The sequence below is a fragment of the Pseudomonas sp. H1_F01 genome (genome assembly GCF_054681425.1).
The window spans coordinates 6,401,084-6,418,013 of record NZ_CP162823.1; the positions used below are offsets into that span (position 1 = coordinate 6,401,084).

18 protein-coding genes are annotated in these 16,930 nt (G+C 61.4%); 8 read left to right on the forward strand and 10 right to left on the reverse strand.

The window, feature by feature from the left end:
* Nucleotides 1-90: 90 nt before the first annotated feature.
* Genes secB through AB4O09_RS28770 form a run of 3 tightly spaced genes read right to left on the reverse strand, consistent with a single transcriptional unit; the run spans nt 91 to nt 1,284 of the window.
* Nucleotides 91-573: a protein-export chaperone SecB gene (gene secB / locus AB4O09_RS28760; RefSeq protein ID WP_003196846.1), complete on the reverse strand. Its 483-nt coding sequence runs from the start codon at nt 571-573 to the stop codon at nt 91-93.
* A gap of 41 nt (nt 574-614) precedes the next feature.
* Complete coding sequence (gene grxC, locus AB4O09_RS28765; RefSeq protein ID WP_003196844.1) at nt 615-869, reverse strand: glutaredoxin 3; 255 nt, start codon at nt 867-869, stop codon at nt 615-617.
* 1 nt (nt 870) lies between these two features.
* On the reverse strand, nt 871-1,284 hold the full coding sequence (locus AB4O09_RS28770; RefSeq protein ID WP_003196840.1) for a rhodanese-like domain-containing protein: 414 nt from the start codon (nt 1,282-1,284) through the stop codon (nt 871-873).
* Between the two features lie 152 nt (nt 1,285-1,436).
* On the opposite strand from AB4O09_RS28770, the gene gpmI reads away from it, so the two are divergent.
* The 4 genes from gpmI to AB4O09_RS28790 all read left to right on the forward strand — a co-directional run bounded on the left by gpmI (nt 1,437) and on the right by AB4O09_RS28790 (nt 6,633).
* A complete protein-coding gene (gpmI, locus tag AB4O09_RS28775) occupies nt 1,437-2,966 on the forward strand; it encodes a 2,3-bisphosphoglycerate-independent phosphoglycerate mutase (protein ID WP_013692069.1) in 1,530 nt (509 codons plus the stop codon).
* Between the two features lie 241 nt (nt 2,967-3,207).
* Nucleotides 3,208-4,500 (forward strand): murein hydrolase activator EnvC family protein, encoded by a 1,293-nt coding sequence (locus tag AB4O09_RS28780; protein ID WP_003196837.1) that lies wholly within the window; start codon nt 3,208-3,210, stop codon nt 4,498-4,500.
* A gap of 32 nt (nt 4,501-4,532) precedes the next feature.
* Complete coding sequence (locus tag AB4O09_RS28785) at nt 4,533-5,849, forward strand: S41 family peptidase (protein ID WP_003196836.1); 1,317 nt, start codon at nt 4,533-4,535, stop codon at nt 5,847-5,849.
* 1 nt (nt 5,850) lies between these two features.
* Nucleotides 5,851-6,633, forward strand: a complete 783-nt coding sequence (locus tag AB4O09_RS28790) for a divergent polysaccharide deacetylase family protein (protein WP_013692068.1) — start codon at nt 5,851-5,853, stop codon at nt 6,631-6,633.
* A 23-nt stretch (nt 6,634-6,656) separates the two neighbouring features.
* Here the strand turns inward: AB4O09_RS28790 and AB4O09_RS28795 are convergent, their stop codons facing one another.
* From AB4O09_RS28795 to AB4O09_RS28825, 7 genes are all read right to left on the reverse strand, one after another.
* Nucleotides 6,657-7,403 (reverse strand): substrate-binding periplasmic protein, encoded by a 747-nt coding sequence (locus AB4O09_RS28795; protein WP_013692067.1) that lies wholly within the window; start codon nt 7,401-7,403, stop codon nt 6,657-6,659.
* A 63-nt stretch (nt 7,404-7,466) separates the two neighbouring features.
* Complete coding sequence (hisF, locus tag AB4O09_RS28800; RefSeq protein WP_003196830.1) at nt 7,467-8,237, reverse strand: imidazole glycerol phosphate synthase subunit HisF; 771 nt, start codon at nt 8,235-8,237, stop codon at nt 7,467-7,469.
* A 9-nt stretch (nt 8,238-8,246) separates the two neighbouring features.
* Nucleotides 8,247-8,984, reverse strand: a complete 738-nt coding sequence (hisA, locus tag AB4O09_RS28805; protein WP_003196828.1) for a 1-(5-phosphoribosyl)-5-[(5-phosphoribosylamino)methylideneamino]imidazole-4-carboxamide isomerase — start codon at nt 8,982-8,984, stop codon at nt 8,247-8,249.
* A gap of 42 nt (nt 8,985-9,026) precedes the next feature.
* Nucleotides 9,027-9,281 (reverse strand): DUF2164 domain-containing protein, encoded by a 255-nt coding sequence (locus tag AB4O09_RS28810; protein WP_003196826.1) that lies wholly within the window; start codon nt 9,279-9,281, stop codon nt 9,027-9,029.
* Nucleotides 9,281-9,919, reverse strand: coding sequence for an imidazole glycerol phosphate synthase subunit HisH (gene hisH, locus AB4O09_RS28815; RefSeq protein WP_003196824.1), 639 nt, complete (start codon nt 9,917-9,919; stop codon nt 9,281-9,283). Before hisH ends, AB4O09_RS28810 begins: the two co-directional genes overlap by 1 nt.
* A complete protein-coding gene (hisB, locus tag AB4O09_RS28820; protein ID WP_003186751.1) occupies nt 9,919-10,512 on the reverse strand; it encodes an imidazoleglycerol-phosphate dehydratase HisB in 594 nt (197 codons plus the stop codon). Before hisB ends, hisH begins: the two co-directional genes overlap by 1 nt.
* Nucleotides 10,513-10,779: 267 nt before the next feature.
* A complete protein-coding gene (locus tag AB4O09_RS28825) occupies nt 10,780-12,441 on the reverse strand; it encodes an OFA family MFS transporter (protein WP_003196821.1) in 1,662 nt (553 codons plus the stop codon).
* A gap of 262 nt (nt 12,442-12,703) precedes the next feature.
* Here AB4O09_RS28825 and panM point away from each other — a divergent pair, with 262 nt between their 5' ends.
* From panM to AB4O09_RS28845, 4 genes are all read left to right on the forward strand, one after another.
* Complete coding sequence (gene panM, locus AB4O09_RS28830) at nt 12,704-13,102, forward strand: aspartate 1-decarboxylase autocleavage activator PanM (protein ID WP_003196819.1); 399 nt, start codon at nt 12,704-12,706, stop codon at nt 13,100-13,102.
* A 183-nt stretch (nt 13,103-13,285) separates the two neighbouring features.
* Nucleotides 13,286-15,517, forward strand: coding sequence for an AsmA family protein (locus tag AB4O09_RS28835; RefSeq protein WP_003196818.1), 2,232 nt, complete (start codon nt 13,286-13,288; stop codon nt 15,515-15,517).
* On the forward strand, nt 15,514-16,581 hold the full coding sequence (gene mutY, locus AB4O09_RS28840; protein WP_003196816.1) for an A/G-specific adenine glycosylase: 1,068 nt from the start codon (nt 15,514-15,516) through the stop codon (nt 16,579-16,581). Before AB4O09_RS28835 ends, mutY begins: the two co-directional genes overlap by 4 nt.
* Nucleotides 16,578-16,850 (forward strand): oxidative damage protection protein, encoded by a 273-nt coding sequence (locus AB4O09_RS28845; protein ID WP_003196814.1) that lies wholly within the window; start codon nt 16,578-16,580, stop codon nt 16,848-16,850. Before mutY ends, AB4O09_RS28845 begins: the two co-directional genes overlap by 4 nt.
* The last annotated feature ends 80 nt before the right edge of the window (nt 16,851-16,930 follow it).

Below are 16,930 nucleotides of genomic sequence, written 5' to 3' on the forward strand. Positions count from 1 at the left end.
AAACCGCGTCATCGTTCATCGCGAGCAAGCTCGGCTCCCACAGGGCTCGCTCCCACAAGTTTTGTGCCTTGCGAACAGAAGCGACGCCGCTTACTGAACGGTCGCGCCGCCTTCTTGCTGCATGCGCTGCAGTTCTTGCGCATACAGGGCATCGAAGTTCACCGGGGCCAGCATCAGGGCCGGGAACGAACCGCGGGTCACCAGGCTGTCCAGGGTTTCGCGGGCGTAAGGGAACAGGATGTTCGGGCAGAACGCACCGAGGGTGTGGCTCATCGAAGCGGCATCCAGGTTCCTGATCAGGAAGATCCCGGCCTGTTGCACTTCGGCGATGAACGCCACTTCGTCACCGTTTTTCACGGTAACCGACAGGGTCAACACCACTTCATGGAAGTCATCTTCCAGGGCTTTCTGGCGAGTGTTCAGGTCCAGGCCTACGCTCGGCTCCCACTGCTGGCGAAAGATCGCCGGGCTTTTCGGGGCTTCGAAGGACAGGTCACGTACATAAATGCGCTGCAAGGAGAATTGCGGTGCGGCTTCGTCTTCGCTGGCAGCTGTGTTCTGTTGGTCAGTCATCGCAGATCCTTCTTACTTTCAGGTTCTTGTCAGTGGGAAATTCAGGCCTTGAGCAGTGCGTCGAGCTTACCGGCGCGCTCCAGGGCGAACAGATCATCGCAACCGCCCACGTGGGTGCTGCCGATCCAGATCTGCGGCACGGACGTGCGCCCGGCCTTCTGGGCCATTTGGGCGCGCAGTTGCGGCTTGCCGTCGACCTTGATCTCTTCGAAGGCCACGCCTTTGTTCTGGAGCAGGAACTTGGCTCGGGAACAATAGGGGCAGTAATCGCTGGAATAGACAACGACGTGGGACATTTCACTTCACCAGGGGCAGATTGTCGGCTTTCCAGCTCGCAACACCGCCGGACAGCTTGGCGGCGGTGAAACCGGATTTCATCAGCTCGCGGGCGTGGGTGCCGGCGTGCTGGCCTTGGGCATCTACCAGGATCAGTGTCTTGGCCTTGTGTTTTTCCAGCTCGCCGATGCGGGCGATCAGTTTGTCCTGGGGAATATTCACCGCCCCGACAATGTGGCCGGCGGCGTAATCCTTGCTCGGGCGGATGTCCACCACCACGCCGGCATCCTTGTTGACCAGCGCCGTCAGCTCGGCGGTACTGAGGCTGCGACCGCCACCCTGCATCGTATGGGCTACCAGCAACGCCAGCAGTACGACGAAGATACCGACGAGAATGTAGTGGTTAGTGGCAAATTCAATCAGGTGAGCAACCATCGAAGGAGGTTCCAGGGCGTTAAAATGTCGGCCAGTATACACAGCACACAAGGCCGGCCAAACCCCGCCCGGCGGTGACGCCGTCGGAACTTACCTTTAAACTGCCCGTCCCTTTTCCATCGTCTTCTTTTAACCCGCCACGAGTGGATTCCATGACTACCACGCCTAAACCTTTGGTCCTGATGATTCTCGACGGCTTCGGTCACAGTGAAAGCCACGAATCCAACGCCGTGTATTCGGCCAACAAGCCTGTGCTGGACCGTTTGTGGGCCACCGTGCCCAACGGCCTGATCTCCGGCAGCGGCATGGACGTCGGCCTGCCGGACGGGCAGATGGGCAACTCCGAAGTCGGCCACATGAACCTCGGCGCAGGCCGCGTGGTGTATCAGGACTTCACCCGCGTGACCAAATCGATCCGCGACGGTGAGTTCTTCGAAAACCCGACCATCTGCGCCGCCGTGGATAAAGCCGTGGCCGCCGGCAAGGCCGTGCACTTCATGGGCCTGCTGTCCGACGGTGGCGTGCACAGCCACCAGGACCACCTGATCGCCATGGCCGAACTGGCCTTCAAGCGCGGCGCCGAGCAGATCTACCTGCACGCGTTCCTCGATGGCCGCGACACGCCACCGAAAAGTGCCACGTCGTCGATCGAACTCCTGGACGCAGCATTCCAGGCACTCGGCAAGGGGCGCATCGCCAGCCTCATCGGCCGCTATTACGCCATGGACCGTGACAACCGCTGGGACCGCGTGTCCCAGGCCTACAACCTGATCGTCGACGGCAGCGCCGAATTCAATGCCGCCACCGCCCAGGAAGGCCTGCAAGCCGCCTACGAGCGTGGTGAAAGCGACGAATTCGTCAAGGCCACCACCATCGGCGAACCGGTCAAGGTCGAGGACGGCGATGCCGTGGTGTTCATGAACTTCCGCGCCGACCGCGCTCGCGAACTGACCCGCGTGTTTGTCGAAGACGACTTCAAGGAATTCGAACGCGCTCGCCAGCCGAAACTGGCCGGCTTCGTGATGCTGACCCAATACGCCGCCAGCATCCCCGCGCCATCGGCCTTCGCCGCCGGCAGCCTGGAAAACGTGCTGGGCGACTACCTGGCGAAGAATGGCAAGACCCAACTGCGCATCGCCGAGACCGAAAAGTACGCCCACGTGACGTTCTTTTTCTCCGGCGGCCGTGAAGAACCCTTCCCGGGCGAAGAACGCATCCTGATCCCCTCGCCCAAAGTCGCCACCTACGACCTGCAACCGGAGATGAGCGCGCCGGAAGTGACCGACCGCATCGTCGAGGCCATTGAAAACCAGCGTTACGACGTGATCGTGGTCAACTACGCCAACGGTGACATGGTGGGCCACAGCGGCGTGTTCGAGGCGGCGGTCAAGGCCGTGGAATGCCTGGACACCTGCGTTGGCCGCATCGTCGAGGCCCTGGAAAAGGTCGGCGGCGAAGCACTGATCACGGCCGACCACGGCAACGTCGAGCAGATGTCCGACGAATCCACCGGCCAGGCCCACACCGCCCACACTACCGAGCCGGTGCCGTTCATCTATGTCGGCAAGCGCAACTTCAAGGTCCGTGACGGTGGCGTGCTGGCTGACGTGGCACCGACCATGCTGATGTTGCTGGGCATGGAGAAGCCGGCGGAGATGACCGGGACGTCGATCCTGGTCTGATTGATCCATCAATCACCGCAAACCCTGTGGGAGCAAAGCTTGCTCGCGATAGCAATCTGACAATCTACATTTTCGTTGGATGTGCTGACGTCATCGCGAGCAGGCTTTGCTCCCACAGGGGTTTGGCGGGAAATAAGTGCCCTGCACCGCTCCAGTTATCACACAGCCCCAAATGGGCGTTTTTTTTGCAGCGTGGGGCGGGCATACTAGGCCGTCCCTTTCCCTGGTGTCGCCCGCCTCTATGCTTCGCGTCCTGATAGCCCTCGCTCTGACCTGCTTGCTCCAACCGGCCTTTGCCGACGAGCGCGCGCAAACCCAACAACAGTTGGAAGCCACGCGCCAGGACATTGCCGAGCTGAAAAAACTGCTGGGCAAGTTGCAGGAAGAGAAATCCAGCGTGCAGAAAGACCTGCGCGGCACCGAGACCGAGATGGGCAATCTGGAGAAACAGGTCGACGCCCTGCAAAAAGAGCTGAAGAAAAGCGAATCCGAGCTGCAACGACTCGATGGAGAGAAAAAAAAACTCCAGAGCGCGCGCACTGAACAGCAAAAGCTGATCGCCATCCAGGCCCGGGCCGCCTACCAGAACGGTCGCCAGGAATACCTCAAGCTGCTGCTCAACCAGCAGAATCCCGAGAAATTCGCCCGCACCCTGACTTATTACGATTACCTGAGCCAGGCCCGCCTGGAACAGCTCAAGAACTTCAACGAAACCCTGCGCCAACTGGCCAATGTCGAAAAAGACATCGAACTGCAGCAAGCCCAGTTGCTGGTGCAGAAAAGCAGCCTCGACACCCAGCGCGAAGAACTCGAGAAGGTACGCAAGGAACGCCAGGTGGCCCTGGCCAAGCTCAATGACGACGTGAAGGCTCGCGACAGCAAGCTCAAGGCCCGCGAGCAGGACCAGGCCGAACTGGCCAATGTATTGAAAACCATCGAAGAAACCCTGGCCCGCCAGGCCCGAGAGGCAGAAGAAGCGCGCCAGAAAGCGCTGATCGCCCAGCAGGAAGCCGAAAAAAAGCGTTTGCGTGAAGCCCAGGCCGACGCAGATGCCGGCGACGCGCCGCGCAAGCCGGTGAAATCAAGCCCCGGCGCGCTGGTTTCCAGTGATGGCGAAACCTTCGGCGGCGCTTTTGCGTCGGCGCGGGGCAAACTTCCATGGCCGGTCAATGGTCGACTGCTTGCGCGCTTCGGTGAAACCCGCGGCGACGACACCCGCACCAAGTGGGACGGCGTGATGATCAGCGCCTCCGCCGGCAGCCAGGTGCATGCCGTGCATGGCGGGCGCGTGGTCTTCGCCGACTGGCTGCGCGGCGCCGGCCTGCTGGTGATCCTGGATCACGGCAACGGTTATTTGAGCCTGTACGGCCACAACCAGACGCTGCTCAAGTCCGCGGGGGATGTGGTCAAGGCCGGTGAGTCCATCTCCACGGTCGGCAACAGTGGCGGGCAGGATACGCCAGCACTGTATTTCGCTATTCGTCAGCAGGGTCGCCCCAGTGACCCGGCCCAATGGTGTCGTGCGCAAGGATAAGCGCGCCCATCCTATTAAGGAGTTCGTTCGACATGCTGCATTTGTCCCGCCTTACCTCGCTGGCCCTGACGATCGCCCTGGTGATCGGTGCGCCCCTGGCTTTCGCCGCCGAACCGGCCCCGTCGGCACCCGCCGCCACAGCCGCGACCACCAAGGCCCCGCTGCCGCTGGACGAACTGCGCACCTTTGCCGAGGTCATGGACCGGATCAAGGCCGCCTATGTCGAACCGGTGGACGACAAAGTACTGCTGGAGAACGCCATCAAAGGCATGCTCAGCAACCTTGATCCGCATTCGGCCTACCTGGGGCCGGAGGATTTTGCCGAGCTGCAGGAAAGCACCAGCGGCGAATTCGGCGGCCTGGGCATCGAGGTCGGCAGCGAAGACGGTTTCGTCAAAGTGGTTTCGCCGATCGACGACACGCCTGCTTCCAAGGCCGGCATCCAGGCCGGTGACTTCATCGTCAAGATCAACGGCCAGCCGACGCGCGGCCAGAGCATGACCGAAGCCGTGGACAAGATGCGCGGCAAGATCGGCCAGAAGATCACCCTGACCCTGGTGCGCGACGGTGGCACGCCGTTCGACGTGACCCTCACGCGGGCAGTCATCCAGGTCAAGAGTGTGAAGAGCCAGCTGCTGGAGTCGGGCTACGGTTACATCCGCATCACCCAATTCCAGGTCAAGACCGGCGAAGAAGTCGCCAAGGCCCTGGCCAAGATGCGCAAGGACAACGGCAAGAAGCTCAACGGCCTGGTCCTGGACCTGCGCAACAACCCCGGCGGCGTGCTGCAATCGGCGGTGGAAGTGGTGGATCACTTCATCACCAAGGGCCTGATCGTCTACACCAAGGGCCGCATCGCCAATTCCGAGCTGCGCTTCTCGGCCACCGGCAACGACCTGAGCGAAGCCGTGCCATTGGTGGTGCTGATCAACGGTGGCAGCGCCTCGGCATCGGAAATCGTCGCCGGCGCCCTGCAGGACCAGAAGCGTGGCGTGGTCATGGGCACCACCAGTTTCGGCAAAGGCTCGGTGCAAACCGTATTGCCACTGAACAACGACCGCGCCCTGAAGATCACCACCGCGCTGTACTTCACGCCCAACGGTCGCTCCATCCAGGCCCAGGGCATCGTCCCGGACATCGAGGTGCGCAAGGCCAAGATCACCAACGAACAGGACGGCGAATACTTCAAGGAAGCCGACCTGCAAGGTCACCTGGGCAATGGCAACGGTGGCGCCGACAAACCGACCGGTTCCGGTGGCAAGGCCAAGCCAATGCCACAGGATGACGACTACCAGTTGGCCCAGGCCCTGAGCCTGCTCAAAGGGTTGAACATCACTTCCGGCCGCTGAGATGGGCCGGCGCTTCATCCTCGGCCTGTTGTGCTGCCTGGCGGGCACTGCCTTTGCTGCGCCCGCCGCTTCACCCGCTCCACCGCACAAGGCCTACCTGAGCCTGATCATCGACGACCTGGGGCAAAACCTGCCCCGGGATCGCCGGGTACTGGCCCTCCCCGGCCCGGTCACCACCGCGATCATGCCTGACACGCCCCACGCCGCCGAATTCGCCCGCGAAGCCCATCGTGCCGGCAAACTGGTCATGCTGCACATGCCCATGGACCCGGCCACCGGGCCGTTCGCCTGGCATCCGGAGCTGCCCATCGAAGAACTGGGCAAGCGCCTCGACGCCGCGTTCGCTGCCGTGCCTTATACCAGCGGGATCAACAACCACATGGGCAGCCGCATGACCGCCCAACCCCAGGCCATGGCCTGGCTGATGGCGAACTTGCAGCAGCGACACAAATTTTTCGTCGACAGCCGCACCAGCGCCCAGACCGTCGCCGCCGCCGAGGCGCAGAAGATCGGCCTCGCCAGCGTGTCGCGGGACGTGTTCCTGGACGACGAGCGCACCGAAGCGGCCATCGCCCGCCAGCTCCAGACCGCTATCGACCTGGCCCGCCAGCAAGGCTCGGCCGTAATGATCGGCCACCCCTACCCACAGACCCTGGCCGTGCTCGAACGCGAGCTACCCAAGCTCAAGGCACAGGGCGTCGAATGGATCGACATCAAGTCGATGATCAGCCTGCGCAGCAATCGGGCGATGGTCGGGCATGGGAAGGATGGGGTTTATCGGTAGCGGCGACCCGGCTGGCGCAACCTTCAGAGATACCGCGCCATGATCGCGTCCACTTCACCTTCCTTGCGCAATTCATCCAGGGCCTTTTGAAGCCGGGCAACCACGTCGTCAGGCACGTCCTTGTTCAAGGCCAGGTACAACTCGGCACTGTTGAAGCGCAGCACGGTCTTGAGATCGGTCACCCCCTCCTGACGCGCCAGGTAACGCCCGGCAGGATCGCCGGTGGCCCACAGATCGATCTGGCCGTTGACCAGTTTTTTGGCGTTGTCCTGATCGCGCAACACGACAATCGGGTTCAGCCCTTGCTTGGCCAATGTCTCGGCAATCGCGTCGCCCTTGTAGGCCCCGACCTTGTATTGGCGCGCCTGCTCCAGCGAACCTAGGGCGATCTTGCTGTCGGCCTTGGCGAGCATGATCCAATCATCCGGACCGATGGGGCCAACCCATTTGAAAAGCTTTTCACGCTCCGGCAACCGCGCCATGACAAAAACACCGTAGCCAGGGTTTTCCAAGGCGAGTTTGTAGATCCGCTCCCAGGGGAAACGCAGTGTCAGGCTGTAGGAAATATCGGCACGCTTGAAGACTTCGCGGACGATGTCCACGGCAATGCCATGGATGTTCTCGTCCTGAGCGAAGTTCTTGCCGTTCTTGGCCATGTTGTACGGTGGGAAATTTTCCGTCAGCAACACCAGCGATGTATCAGCGGCGCGGACGGTGCCTGCGAGCAGCAGCGTGACACCGGCAAAGGCAAGAACGAGGCGTTTGAGCATGTCTGGCTACCGCAATCCATGGTGTGCCCAAGAGTGCCTTGGGCCCGCCATGGTGTCCAGCGATCAGCGAATGCAGATACCGCGATGCGCCATGTAGGCCTTGGCTTCCGGCACGGTGTATTCGCCAAAGTGGAAAATGCTCGCCGCCAGCACCGCGCTGGCATGGCCTTCCAGGATGCCGTCGGCCAGGTGTTGCAGGTTGCCGACGCCGCCGGAAGCGATCACCGGGATACCCAGGGCATCGCTGATGGCGCGGGTGACACCGAGGTCGAAGCCGTTTTTCATGCCGTCCTGGTCCATGCTGGTCAGCAGGATTTCACCGGCACCCAGGCCTTCCATCTTCTTCGCCCACTCCACGGCATCGAGGCCCGTGGGTTTGCGGCCGCCGTGGGTGAAGATTTCCCAGCGCGGGGTTTCGCCCGGGCCGGAGACCTTCTTCGCGTCGATGGCCACGACGATGCACTGCGAACCGAAGTGCTGGGCCGCTTCACCGACGAATTCCGGGTTGAACACCGCCGCAGTGTTGATCGACACCTTGTCGGCACCGGCATTGAGCAGGTTGCGGATGTCCTGCACGGTGCGCACGCCACCGCCCACGGTCAGCGGGATGAATACCTGGCTGGCCATGCGCTCGACGGTATGGAGCGTGGTATCACGGCCATCGACGCTGGCCGTGATGTCGAGGAAGGTGATCTCGTCCGCACCCTGTTCGTCGTAGCGACGGGCGATTTCCACCGGGTCGCCGGCATCACGGATGTTCTCGAACTTGACGCCCTTGACCACCCGGCCGTTGTCCACGTCCAGGCAAGGGATGATGCGTTTGGCCAGCGCCATGGTGAGTCCTCAGCCTTTATAGGTATCGCAGAAGGCCTGGGCCTCGGCGACGTCCAGGGTGCCTTCGTAGATCGCGCGACCGGTGATCGCACCGATGATGCCCGGCGCCTTGGCGTCGAGCAGTGCCTTGATGTCACCCAGGTTATGGATGCCACCGGAAGCGATGACCGGGATCTTCGTCGCGGCGGCCAGGGCGGCGGTGAACGGAACGTTGCAGCCCTGCATCATGCCGTCTTTGGCGATGTCGGTGTAGACGATGGCAGACACACCGTCGGCTTCGAAACGCTTGGCCAGGTCGATCACCTGTACGGTGCTGACTTCAGCCCAACCGTCAGTGGCGACGAAACCGTCTTTTGCGTCCAGGCCAACGATGACCTTGCCCGGGAAAGCGCGGCAGGCTTCGGCAACGAACTCGGGCTCCTTCACGGCTTTGGTGCCGATGATCACGTAGCTCACGCCAGCCTTGACGTAGTGCTCGATGGTTTCCAGCGAACGAATGCCGCCGCCGATCTGGATCGGCAGGTTCGGGTAGCGCTTGGCAATGGCCGTGACCACTTCGCCATTGACCGGTTGTCCTTCGAAGGCGCCGTTCAGGTCGACCAGATGCAGGCGACGGCAGCCGCCCTCCACCCACTTGGCGGCCATGCTCACCGGGTCATCGGAAAACACCGTGGAGTCTTCCATGCGGCCCTGACGCAGACGTACGCAAGCGCCGTCCTTGAGATCGATAGCGGGGATAATCAGCATCTGGCAAACCTTCAAATACGAATATTCAGCTTGGCTCGAAAATCAGTTTTTCTCGAGCGCCCACAAGTCGCTTTCAATGCTTTCGAACCTTTCTTTAAGGTGCGTCTGCACATCGAAAATCGCCCTGTTGTAATAATGCGGAGCAATTTCGCGGGTAAACAGGTCAAGAATTTCCGCCGCTTCGAACGAGCCCAGGTCCAGCTCGAAACGGTCCTCCATGAACCGCTGGATCTTGCGGTTCGCTTCACTCTCCTGCTCGGACGTGAGGGTGAGGATCGGCGGTTTCTTGCGGGCCATTACCAGCGCCCGTCCCACGCTGCGAAGTTCTGCAACAGTTGCAGGCCATGGGTATGGCTCTTCTCGGGGTGGAACTGCACGGCGAAGCGCGAGCCATCGGCCAGGGCCGCGGCGAAATCGACGCCATAGTGACCGCTGCCCACTACCTGCCGCGCATTACCGGCGGCGATGTAGTAGCTGTGCACGAAGTAGAAGCGCGCCAGGTCCGGGATGTTGTGCCACAGCGGGTGATCCACCGTCTGCTTCACTTCGTTCCAGCCCATGTGCGGGACTTTCAGGTGCTCGCCGTCTTCATGCAGGCCCTTGCCGAAAAACTTCACCTGGCCTGGAAACATGGCAATGCAATCGACGCCGTCGTTCTCTTCGCTGTGCTCGAGCAAGGCTTGCATGCCCACGCAGATGCCCAGGAACGGACGGTCCTGGCTGACTTCGTGCACCAGCTTGTCGAAGCCCAGGCGACGAATCTCGGCCATGCAATCACGAATCGCACCGACGCCGGGAAACACCACCCGGTCGGCTTCGCGAATCACGTCGGCATCGCTGGTGATCAGCACCTTGCCGGCACCCACGTGCTCGAGGGCCTTGGCCACCGAGTGCAGGTTGCCCATGCCGTAGTCGATAACCGCGACCGTCTGCATTACAGGACGCCCTTGGTGGAAGGCATCTGGCCGGCCATGCGGTCATCGAGCTCGACGGCCATGCGCAGCGCGCGGCCGAAAGCCTTGAACACGGTTTCGATCTGGTGGTGGGTGTTGTGCCCGCGCAGGTTGTCGATGTGCAGGGTCACGTTGGCGTGGTTGACGAAGCCCTGGAAAAATTCCTGGAACAGGTCAACGTCGAAGCCGCCGACGGTGGCACGGGTGTACGGCACATGCATCTGCAGGCCCGGACGGCCGGAGAAGTCGATGACCACGCGCGACAGCGCTTCATCAAGCGGCACGTAGGCATGGCCGTAGCGACGGATGCCCTTCTTGTCGCCGATGGCTTTGGTAAAGGCCTGGCCCAAGGTGATACCGACATCTTCCACCGTGTGGTGGTCGTCGATATGCAGGTCGCCCTTGCTGACGATGTCCAGGTCGATCAGCCCGTGACGGGCGATCTGGTCCAGCATGTGCTCAAGAAAAGGCACGCCGATATCAAACCGGGCCTTTCCGGTGCCATCCAGGTTGATCGAGGCTTTGATCTGGGTTTCCAGAGTGTCGCGCTCGACAGACGCCTTACGTTCGGCCATCACCAGCTCCGCAAAATCATTGGGCGAAAAAGGCAGCCATTATAGGGGCGCGAGCGGCAAACAGAAACACGGGAGGTGATATCCCTGACGGGTTGTCGGCGATAGACATGTCCATACAAGCTTTCACCACACATAAAACAAATGTGGGAGCGAGCTTGCTCGCGATAGCGGTGGGTCAGCCGACCATGATGTCGACTGACACACCCTCATCGCGAGCAAGCTCGCTCCCACAAGGTTTGCCCTCACCTGATGGTCAGGGCAACGGTCTTAGTGGAACAACACCGCCGTCTTCTGCAGGGTCACCCACACACCCCACGCCAATGGAATGCCCACCACCAGCCAGGCGGCGATCGCCAGGGGCTTGGTGCCCGGCGCAGCTTTCCACTCCAGCGAAGTGGTGCTGTCGGCGCCTTTGTCATGGCCCAGCGCCTGTTCGGCGGCCAGTTCGGCGTCGGTCATGAAGTACTTGTCGGCGACCGGACGGACCAGCAGGTTGCACAGGAAGCCCAGCACCAGCAGGCCGGCGAGGATGTACAAGGTGATGTCATAGGCCGCGGCACGTTCAACGCCGATGCTCAGTTGATATTCACGCAGGTAGTTCACCAGTACCGGACCCAGCACGCCCGCCGCTGCCCAGGCAGTCAGCAGACGACCGTGGATCGCGCCGACCATTTGCGTACCGAACAGGTCCGCCAGGTAGGCCGGCACAGTGGCGAAACCGCCGCCGTACATCGACAGGATGATGCAGAACGCCGCCACGAACAGCGCGACGCTGCCCAGGTGACCCAGGTTCGGGATCAGCGCGTACAGGGCAAAGCCCAGGGCGAAGAACACGAAATAGGTGTTTTTACGACCCAGGTAATCCGAGAAGGATGCCCAGAAGAACCGGCCGCCGATGTTGAACAGGCTCAGCAGACCGGTGAAACCAGCGGCGATGGCCGCGATCTGGCCCAGTTGCACGGCGTCCAACTGACCGAAAGGCAGGTCATTGCCGAGCAACTTGCCGCCGAACACTTCCTGCAACAGTGGCGAAGCCATGCCGAGAATGCCGATACCGGCGGATACGTTCAGGCACAGCACCAGCCATACCAGACGGAACTGCGGGGTTTTCCAGGCAACGTTCACATGAACGTGGCGATGGGTGATCATCGCGTTCGCGGCTTTCTTCGGTGCCGGGGTCCAGCCTTCAGGCTTCCAGCCGGTTGGCGGAACGCGGTACGACAAGGCGCCACCGATCATGAACACGAAGTAGATCGCGGCCATGACCAGGAAGCTCTGCCATACGCCCACGCCGGTTGGCGAAGCGAAATGGCTCATCAGCGCCGCAGCCAGCGGAGCACCGACCATCGCACCGCCGCCGAAGCCCATGATCGCCATGCCGGTGGCCATGCCACGCTTGTCCGGGAACCACTTGATCAGGGTCGACACCGGGGAGATGTAGCCCAGGCCAAGGCCGATACCACCGATCACCCCGGAACCGACCCACATCAGCCAGATCTGGTGGGTATAGATACCCAGCGCGGAAATCAGCAGGCCACCGCACCAGCACAATGCCGATACAACGCCGGCCTTGCGTGGCCCGGCGTGTTCCAGCCAGCCGCCCCAGATGGCTGCCGAGCAACCCAGAAAGATGAAGAACAGGGTGTAGATCCAACCGAGCATCGAGATCGGCCAGTCACATTGGGACGAAAAGACTTGCGAGATGAAGCTCATATCCGGTGCACAGGCCACAGGCTTGGTGACACCCAAGGCTTTGGACAGTGGCAGCCAGAACACCGAGAAGCCGTAGGCCATGCCGATGCAGAGATGAATGGCCAGTGCGGCCGGTGGAACCAGCCACCGGTTGAAACCGGGCTTGGCGATGATGCGCTCCTTGGAGAGGAACGCAGGCTGGTCGGCGACGCCGCCGGCCGTGATGCTCGTGCTCATTTGTGTATCCCCCAGTTATTAGAATGGTTCGCCAGTCACGCATCACCGTCAGCCTTCATTGCACGCAGGCATGACTGTATTTTCTGGTAAGGCTCCATATTAGTGCGACATTACGTCGCAGAAAGACGGGCGAACAGGCAAAGGTTACCATTTGATCGTTACAGAAGAGTCAAAGTGATATCACCTTTTTCGTTTCATCTGTCTTATCGCGCCATTACTGACTTTCTGTAGGCCGTGAACCGTTTATTTTTCAGGAATCCGTATGCCCATCGTCGTCGAGCACCTGAACGAAGCCACCTGCCAAGACCAGCAGGACCTGCAGAAAATCTACCGGGATGCCCCGGCCTGGCTGTTCGAACCGTTTAGCGATGCCAAGCAATTGATCGCGCAATGCCTCGAGGAAGGCTCGCTGATCGCGGCACGCTTCAATGACCGACTGCTTGGTGCAGCACGCCTGCAACGGCACCAGAACGCCTGGCGCTTGTCCCACCTGTGCGTACGAAACGTTACCCGTCGCCGTGGCGTGGCTGAACGGCTGGTGAGCGAAGCCCGGCGAATGGCCGCGCTAAACGGTGCCGAGCTGCACTTGTTGGCCCCAGCCGGGCATCTGCAAGCCCAGGCGCTGGCGGCCAAGCTGGGACTGATGCTGGTCCAGGATTAGAAACCACTGTGGGGCGAGCTTGCTCGCGATGGCGGTCGCACACGCAACACCTTCATTGATTGTCACACCGTTATCGCGAGCAAGCTCGCTCCCACAGTGGATTTGCGGTCCTAACGCACCACCACCAACCCACAGCGTTATACTCCCGGCTAAATTTTGAACTCAACCTACAAGGATTCGCCCATGAAAGCGTTCGGCAAAATCCTGGGTCTGGTACTTCTCGGGCTGTTGCTGATCATTGTGGCCCTGGGCTTTGCCCTGACCCACCTGTTCGATCCCAACGACTACAAAGAAGAGATCCGCCAGATAGCCCGCGACAAGGCCCACATCGAGCTGACCCTCAATGGCGACATCGGCTGGAGCCTGTTTCCGTGGCTGGGCCTTGAGTTGCACGACGCCAGCGTCGCTACCTTGGCCAGTCCGACCCAGCCTTTCGCCGACCTGCAGATGCTCGGCCTTTCGGTCCGGGTAATACCGCTGCTGCGCCGGGAAGTACAAATGAGCGATGTGCGGGTCGAAGGCCTGAACCTGCGGCTCAACCGTGACAAGAGCGGGCACGGCAACTGGGAAGACATCGGCAAGGTGCCGGCCTCTGCGTCGACGGCGAACGCGCCGGCACCCGTGCCGGCTGAACAACCGACCCCACCTGTCAGCACCCCGGCAGAAAAACCTGCCCAGCCGACCCGACTGGATATCGACAGCCTGACCGTGAACAACGCCCGGGTCGAATACACCGACGAGCAGACCGGCAAGCTGTTCACGGCCGAGAGCATTCAACTGAGCACCGGCCCGGTCCATGACTCCACCAACATTCCGGTCACCCTGACCGCATTCCTGTCCAGCAACCAGCCGGCCGTACGCGTACGCACCGAAGTGACGGGTGAACTGCGCTTCGAACGTGCCTTGAAGCGCTACAAGTTCGAAGACCTGAAACTGTCCGGCGAAGCCACTGGCGACCCCTTGCAGGGCAAGACCCTGAACTTCGCCGCCCAAGGCCAACTGTTCCTGGACAAAGCCGCAAACGTCGCCGAATGGACCGGCATCAAACTGTCGCTCAATCAACTGCGCGCCCTGGGTGAACTGAAGGTCAACGACCTCGACAAGACTCCGCAGTTGAATGGCGGCGTGTCCATCGCCCAGTTCGACTTGGCGAAGTTCGTCGACAGCGTTGGCCAGAAACTCCCAGCCATGGCCGAAGGCAGCCTGAGCAAAGTAGAGCTGTCCAGCCGCATTGCCGGTACGCCAACCAGTGTCGAGTTCAACGACATCAACATGAAAGTGGACGACAGCAACTTCAGCGGTCGTATTGCCGTGGAGGACTTTGCCAAGCAGTCCCTGCGTGCGCAGCTCAAGGCCGACACGTTCAACGTCGACCGTTACCTGGCGCCAAAGTCCGCCGAAGCCGACAGTTCCAAGGCGGCCCGTGAGGCCGAAGTCAGCAACACCGAAGCCAGCGCCATGGTCGGTGCCGGCAGTACACCGCTGCCAAGCGCCCCGACCCAGGGCGCCTGGAGTAACGATCGACTGTTTCCAGTGGAACGCCTGAGCAAGCTGGACCTCGATGCCGACCTGACCTTCGGGCAACTGACTCTCGATAAACTGCCGATCCAGAACGCTGCGCTCAAGGCCACCGGCCGGGGCGGCCTGCTGACCCTGGAGAACCTGCGAGGCGACCTGTACAGCGGTAACTTCGAAACCAAGGGCACCCTGGACGTGCGCCAGCCTACGCCGCAACTGAGCCTGCAAACGCGCATCAACCGGGTCCCTGCCGAGAAGATCATCGAAAGCCAAGGCAAGAATCCGCCGGTCAAAGGCCTGGTCACCGTCAACAGCGCGATCACCGCCAGCGGCAATAGCCAGAAAGCCCTGATCGACAGCCTCAACGGCACCGCCGGGTTCGTCATCAACGATGGCGTGCTGCTCAATGCCAACCTCGAACAGCAATTGTGCAAAGGCATCGCCACCCTCAATCGCAAGACCCTCAGCGGCGAACCCCGGGGCAAGGACACGCCGTTCCAGCAACTCAACGGCAATCTCACCTTCAACAATGGCGTTGCCAACAACCCGGACCTGAAAGTCCGCATCCCCGGCATGACCGTCAACGGCAACGGCGACATCGACCTGCGGGTACTGGGCATGGACTATCGCGTCGGCGTCATCGTCGAAGGCGACAAGAGCGACATGCCCGACCCGGCCTGCCAGGTCAATGAACGCTACGTCGACGTCGAATGGCCATTGCGCTGCCGCGGCCCGCTGGAACTGGGCGCCAAGGCCTGCCGCCTGGACAACGACGGGCTGGGCAAGGTCGCGGCGAAACTGGCCGGTGACCGTCTCGGCGACAAGATTGATGAGAAGCTGGGCGACAAGGTCAGCCCCGAACTCAAAGATGCACTCAAGGGGCTGTTCAAGCGATGAGAGCCGAGCAGTTTTCCACCGCCGTACTGGACTGGTTCGACCGCCACGGGCGCCACGATTTGCCCTGGCAACAAGCCATCTCGCCCTATCGGGTGTGGGTCTCGGAAATCATGTTGCAGCAGACCCAGGTCAGTACCGTGCTCAACTACTTCGACCGGTTCATGGCCTCGCTGCCCACCGTTCAAGCCCTGGCCGCCGCGCCGGAGGACGAAGTGCTGCACCTGTGGACCGGGCTGGGCTATTACACCCGTGCGCGCAACTTGCAGAAAACCGCGAAAATCGTCGTCGAGCAGTACGGCGGCGAATTTCCCCGGGACGTGGAAAAACTCACCGAGTTGCCGGGGATCGGCCTGTCCACCGCCGGTGCCATTGCCAGCATCAGCATGGGCCTGCGGGCGCCGATTCTCGATGGCAACGTCAAGCGGGTACTGGCGCGCTTCACCGCCCAGGAAGGCTACCCAGGCGAACCCAAGGTTGCGAAACAGCTGTGGGCCACCGCCGAGCGCTTCACGCCACAGGACCGCGTCAACGCCTACACCCAGGCGATGATGGACCTGGGCGCCACGCTCTGTACCCGTAGCAAGCCCAGTTGCCTGCTCTGCCCGCTGAAGCAAGGCTGCGAGGCCCACATGCTGGGCCTGGAAACCCGCTACCCGATTCCCAAGCCTCGCAAGGAAGTGCCCAAGAAGCGCACCTTGATGCCGATGCTGGCAAACCACGAAGGCGCGATCCTGCTTTACCGTCGCCCTTCCACGGGGCTGTGGGGCGGTCTGTGGAGCCTGCCGGAACTTGACGACCTCGACGACCTGCAGCATCTGGCCCTGCAACACTCGCTGGAGTTGGGCAGCCAACAGGAAATGCCAAGCCTGGTGCACACCTTCAGCCACTTCCAGTTGGCGATCGAACCCTGGCTGGTCCGGGTCCGGGAAACCGGCCATCACGTGGCCGAGGCCGACTGGCTCTGGTATAACCTCGCCACCCCGCCGCGCCTGGGCCTTGCCGCCCCGGTCAAAACCTTGCTCGAACGCGCGGCTGCCGTAATGAACGCAGGAGAGTTGCAATGACCCGCACCATCATGTGCCGCAAGTACAAAGAAGAACTGGAAGGCCTGGAACGTGCACCCTTCCCGGGCGCCAAGGGCCAGGACATCTACGACCACGTCTCGGCCAAGGCCTGGGCCGACTGGCAGAAACACCAGACCCTGCTGATCAATGAAAAACGCCTGAACATGATGAACGCTGAAGATCGCAAATACCTTCAGGGCGAGATGGACAAGTACTTTTCCGGCGAAGATTACGCCAAGGCCGAAGGCTACGTACCGCCGTCCGAATAAGCTGTTCAGTACGGGGGCGGATCGTAAGCGACGGTAATAGTTAAATATTTTTTGAAAACTTGCTTGACGCCCCCCTGAAA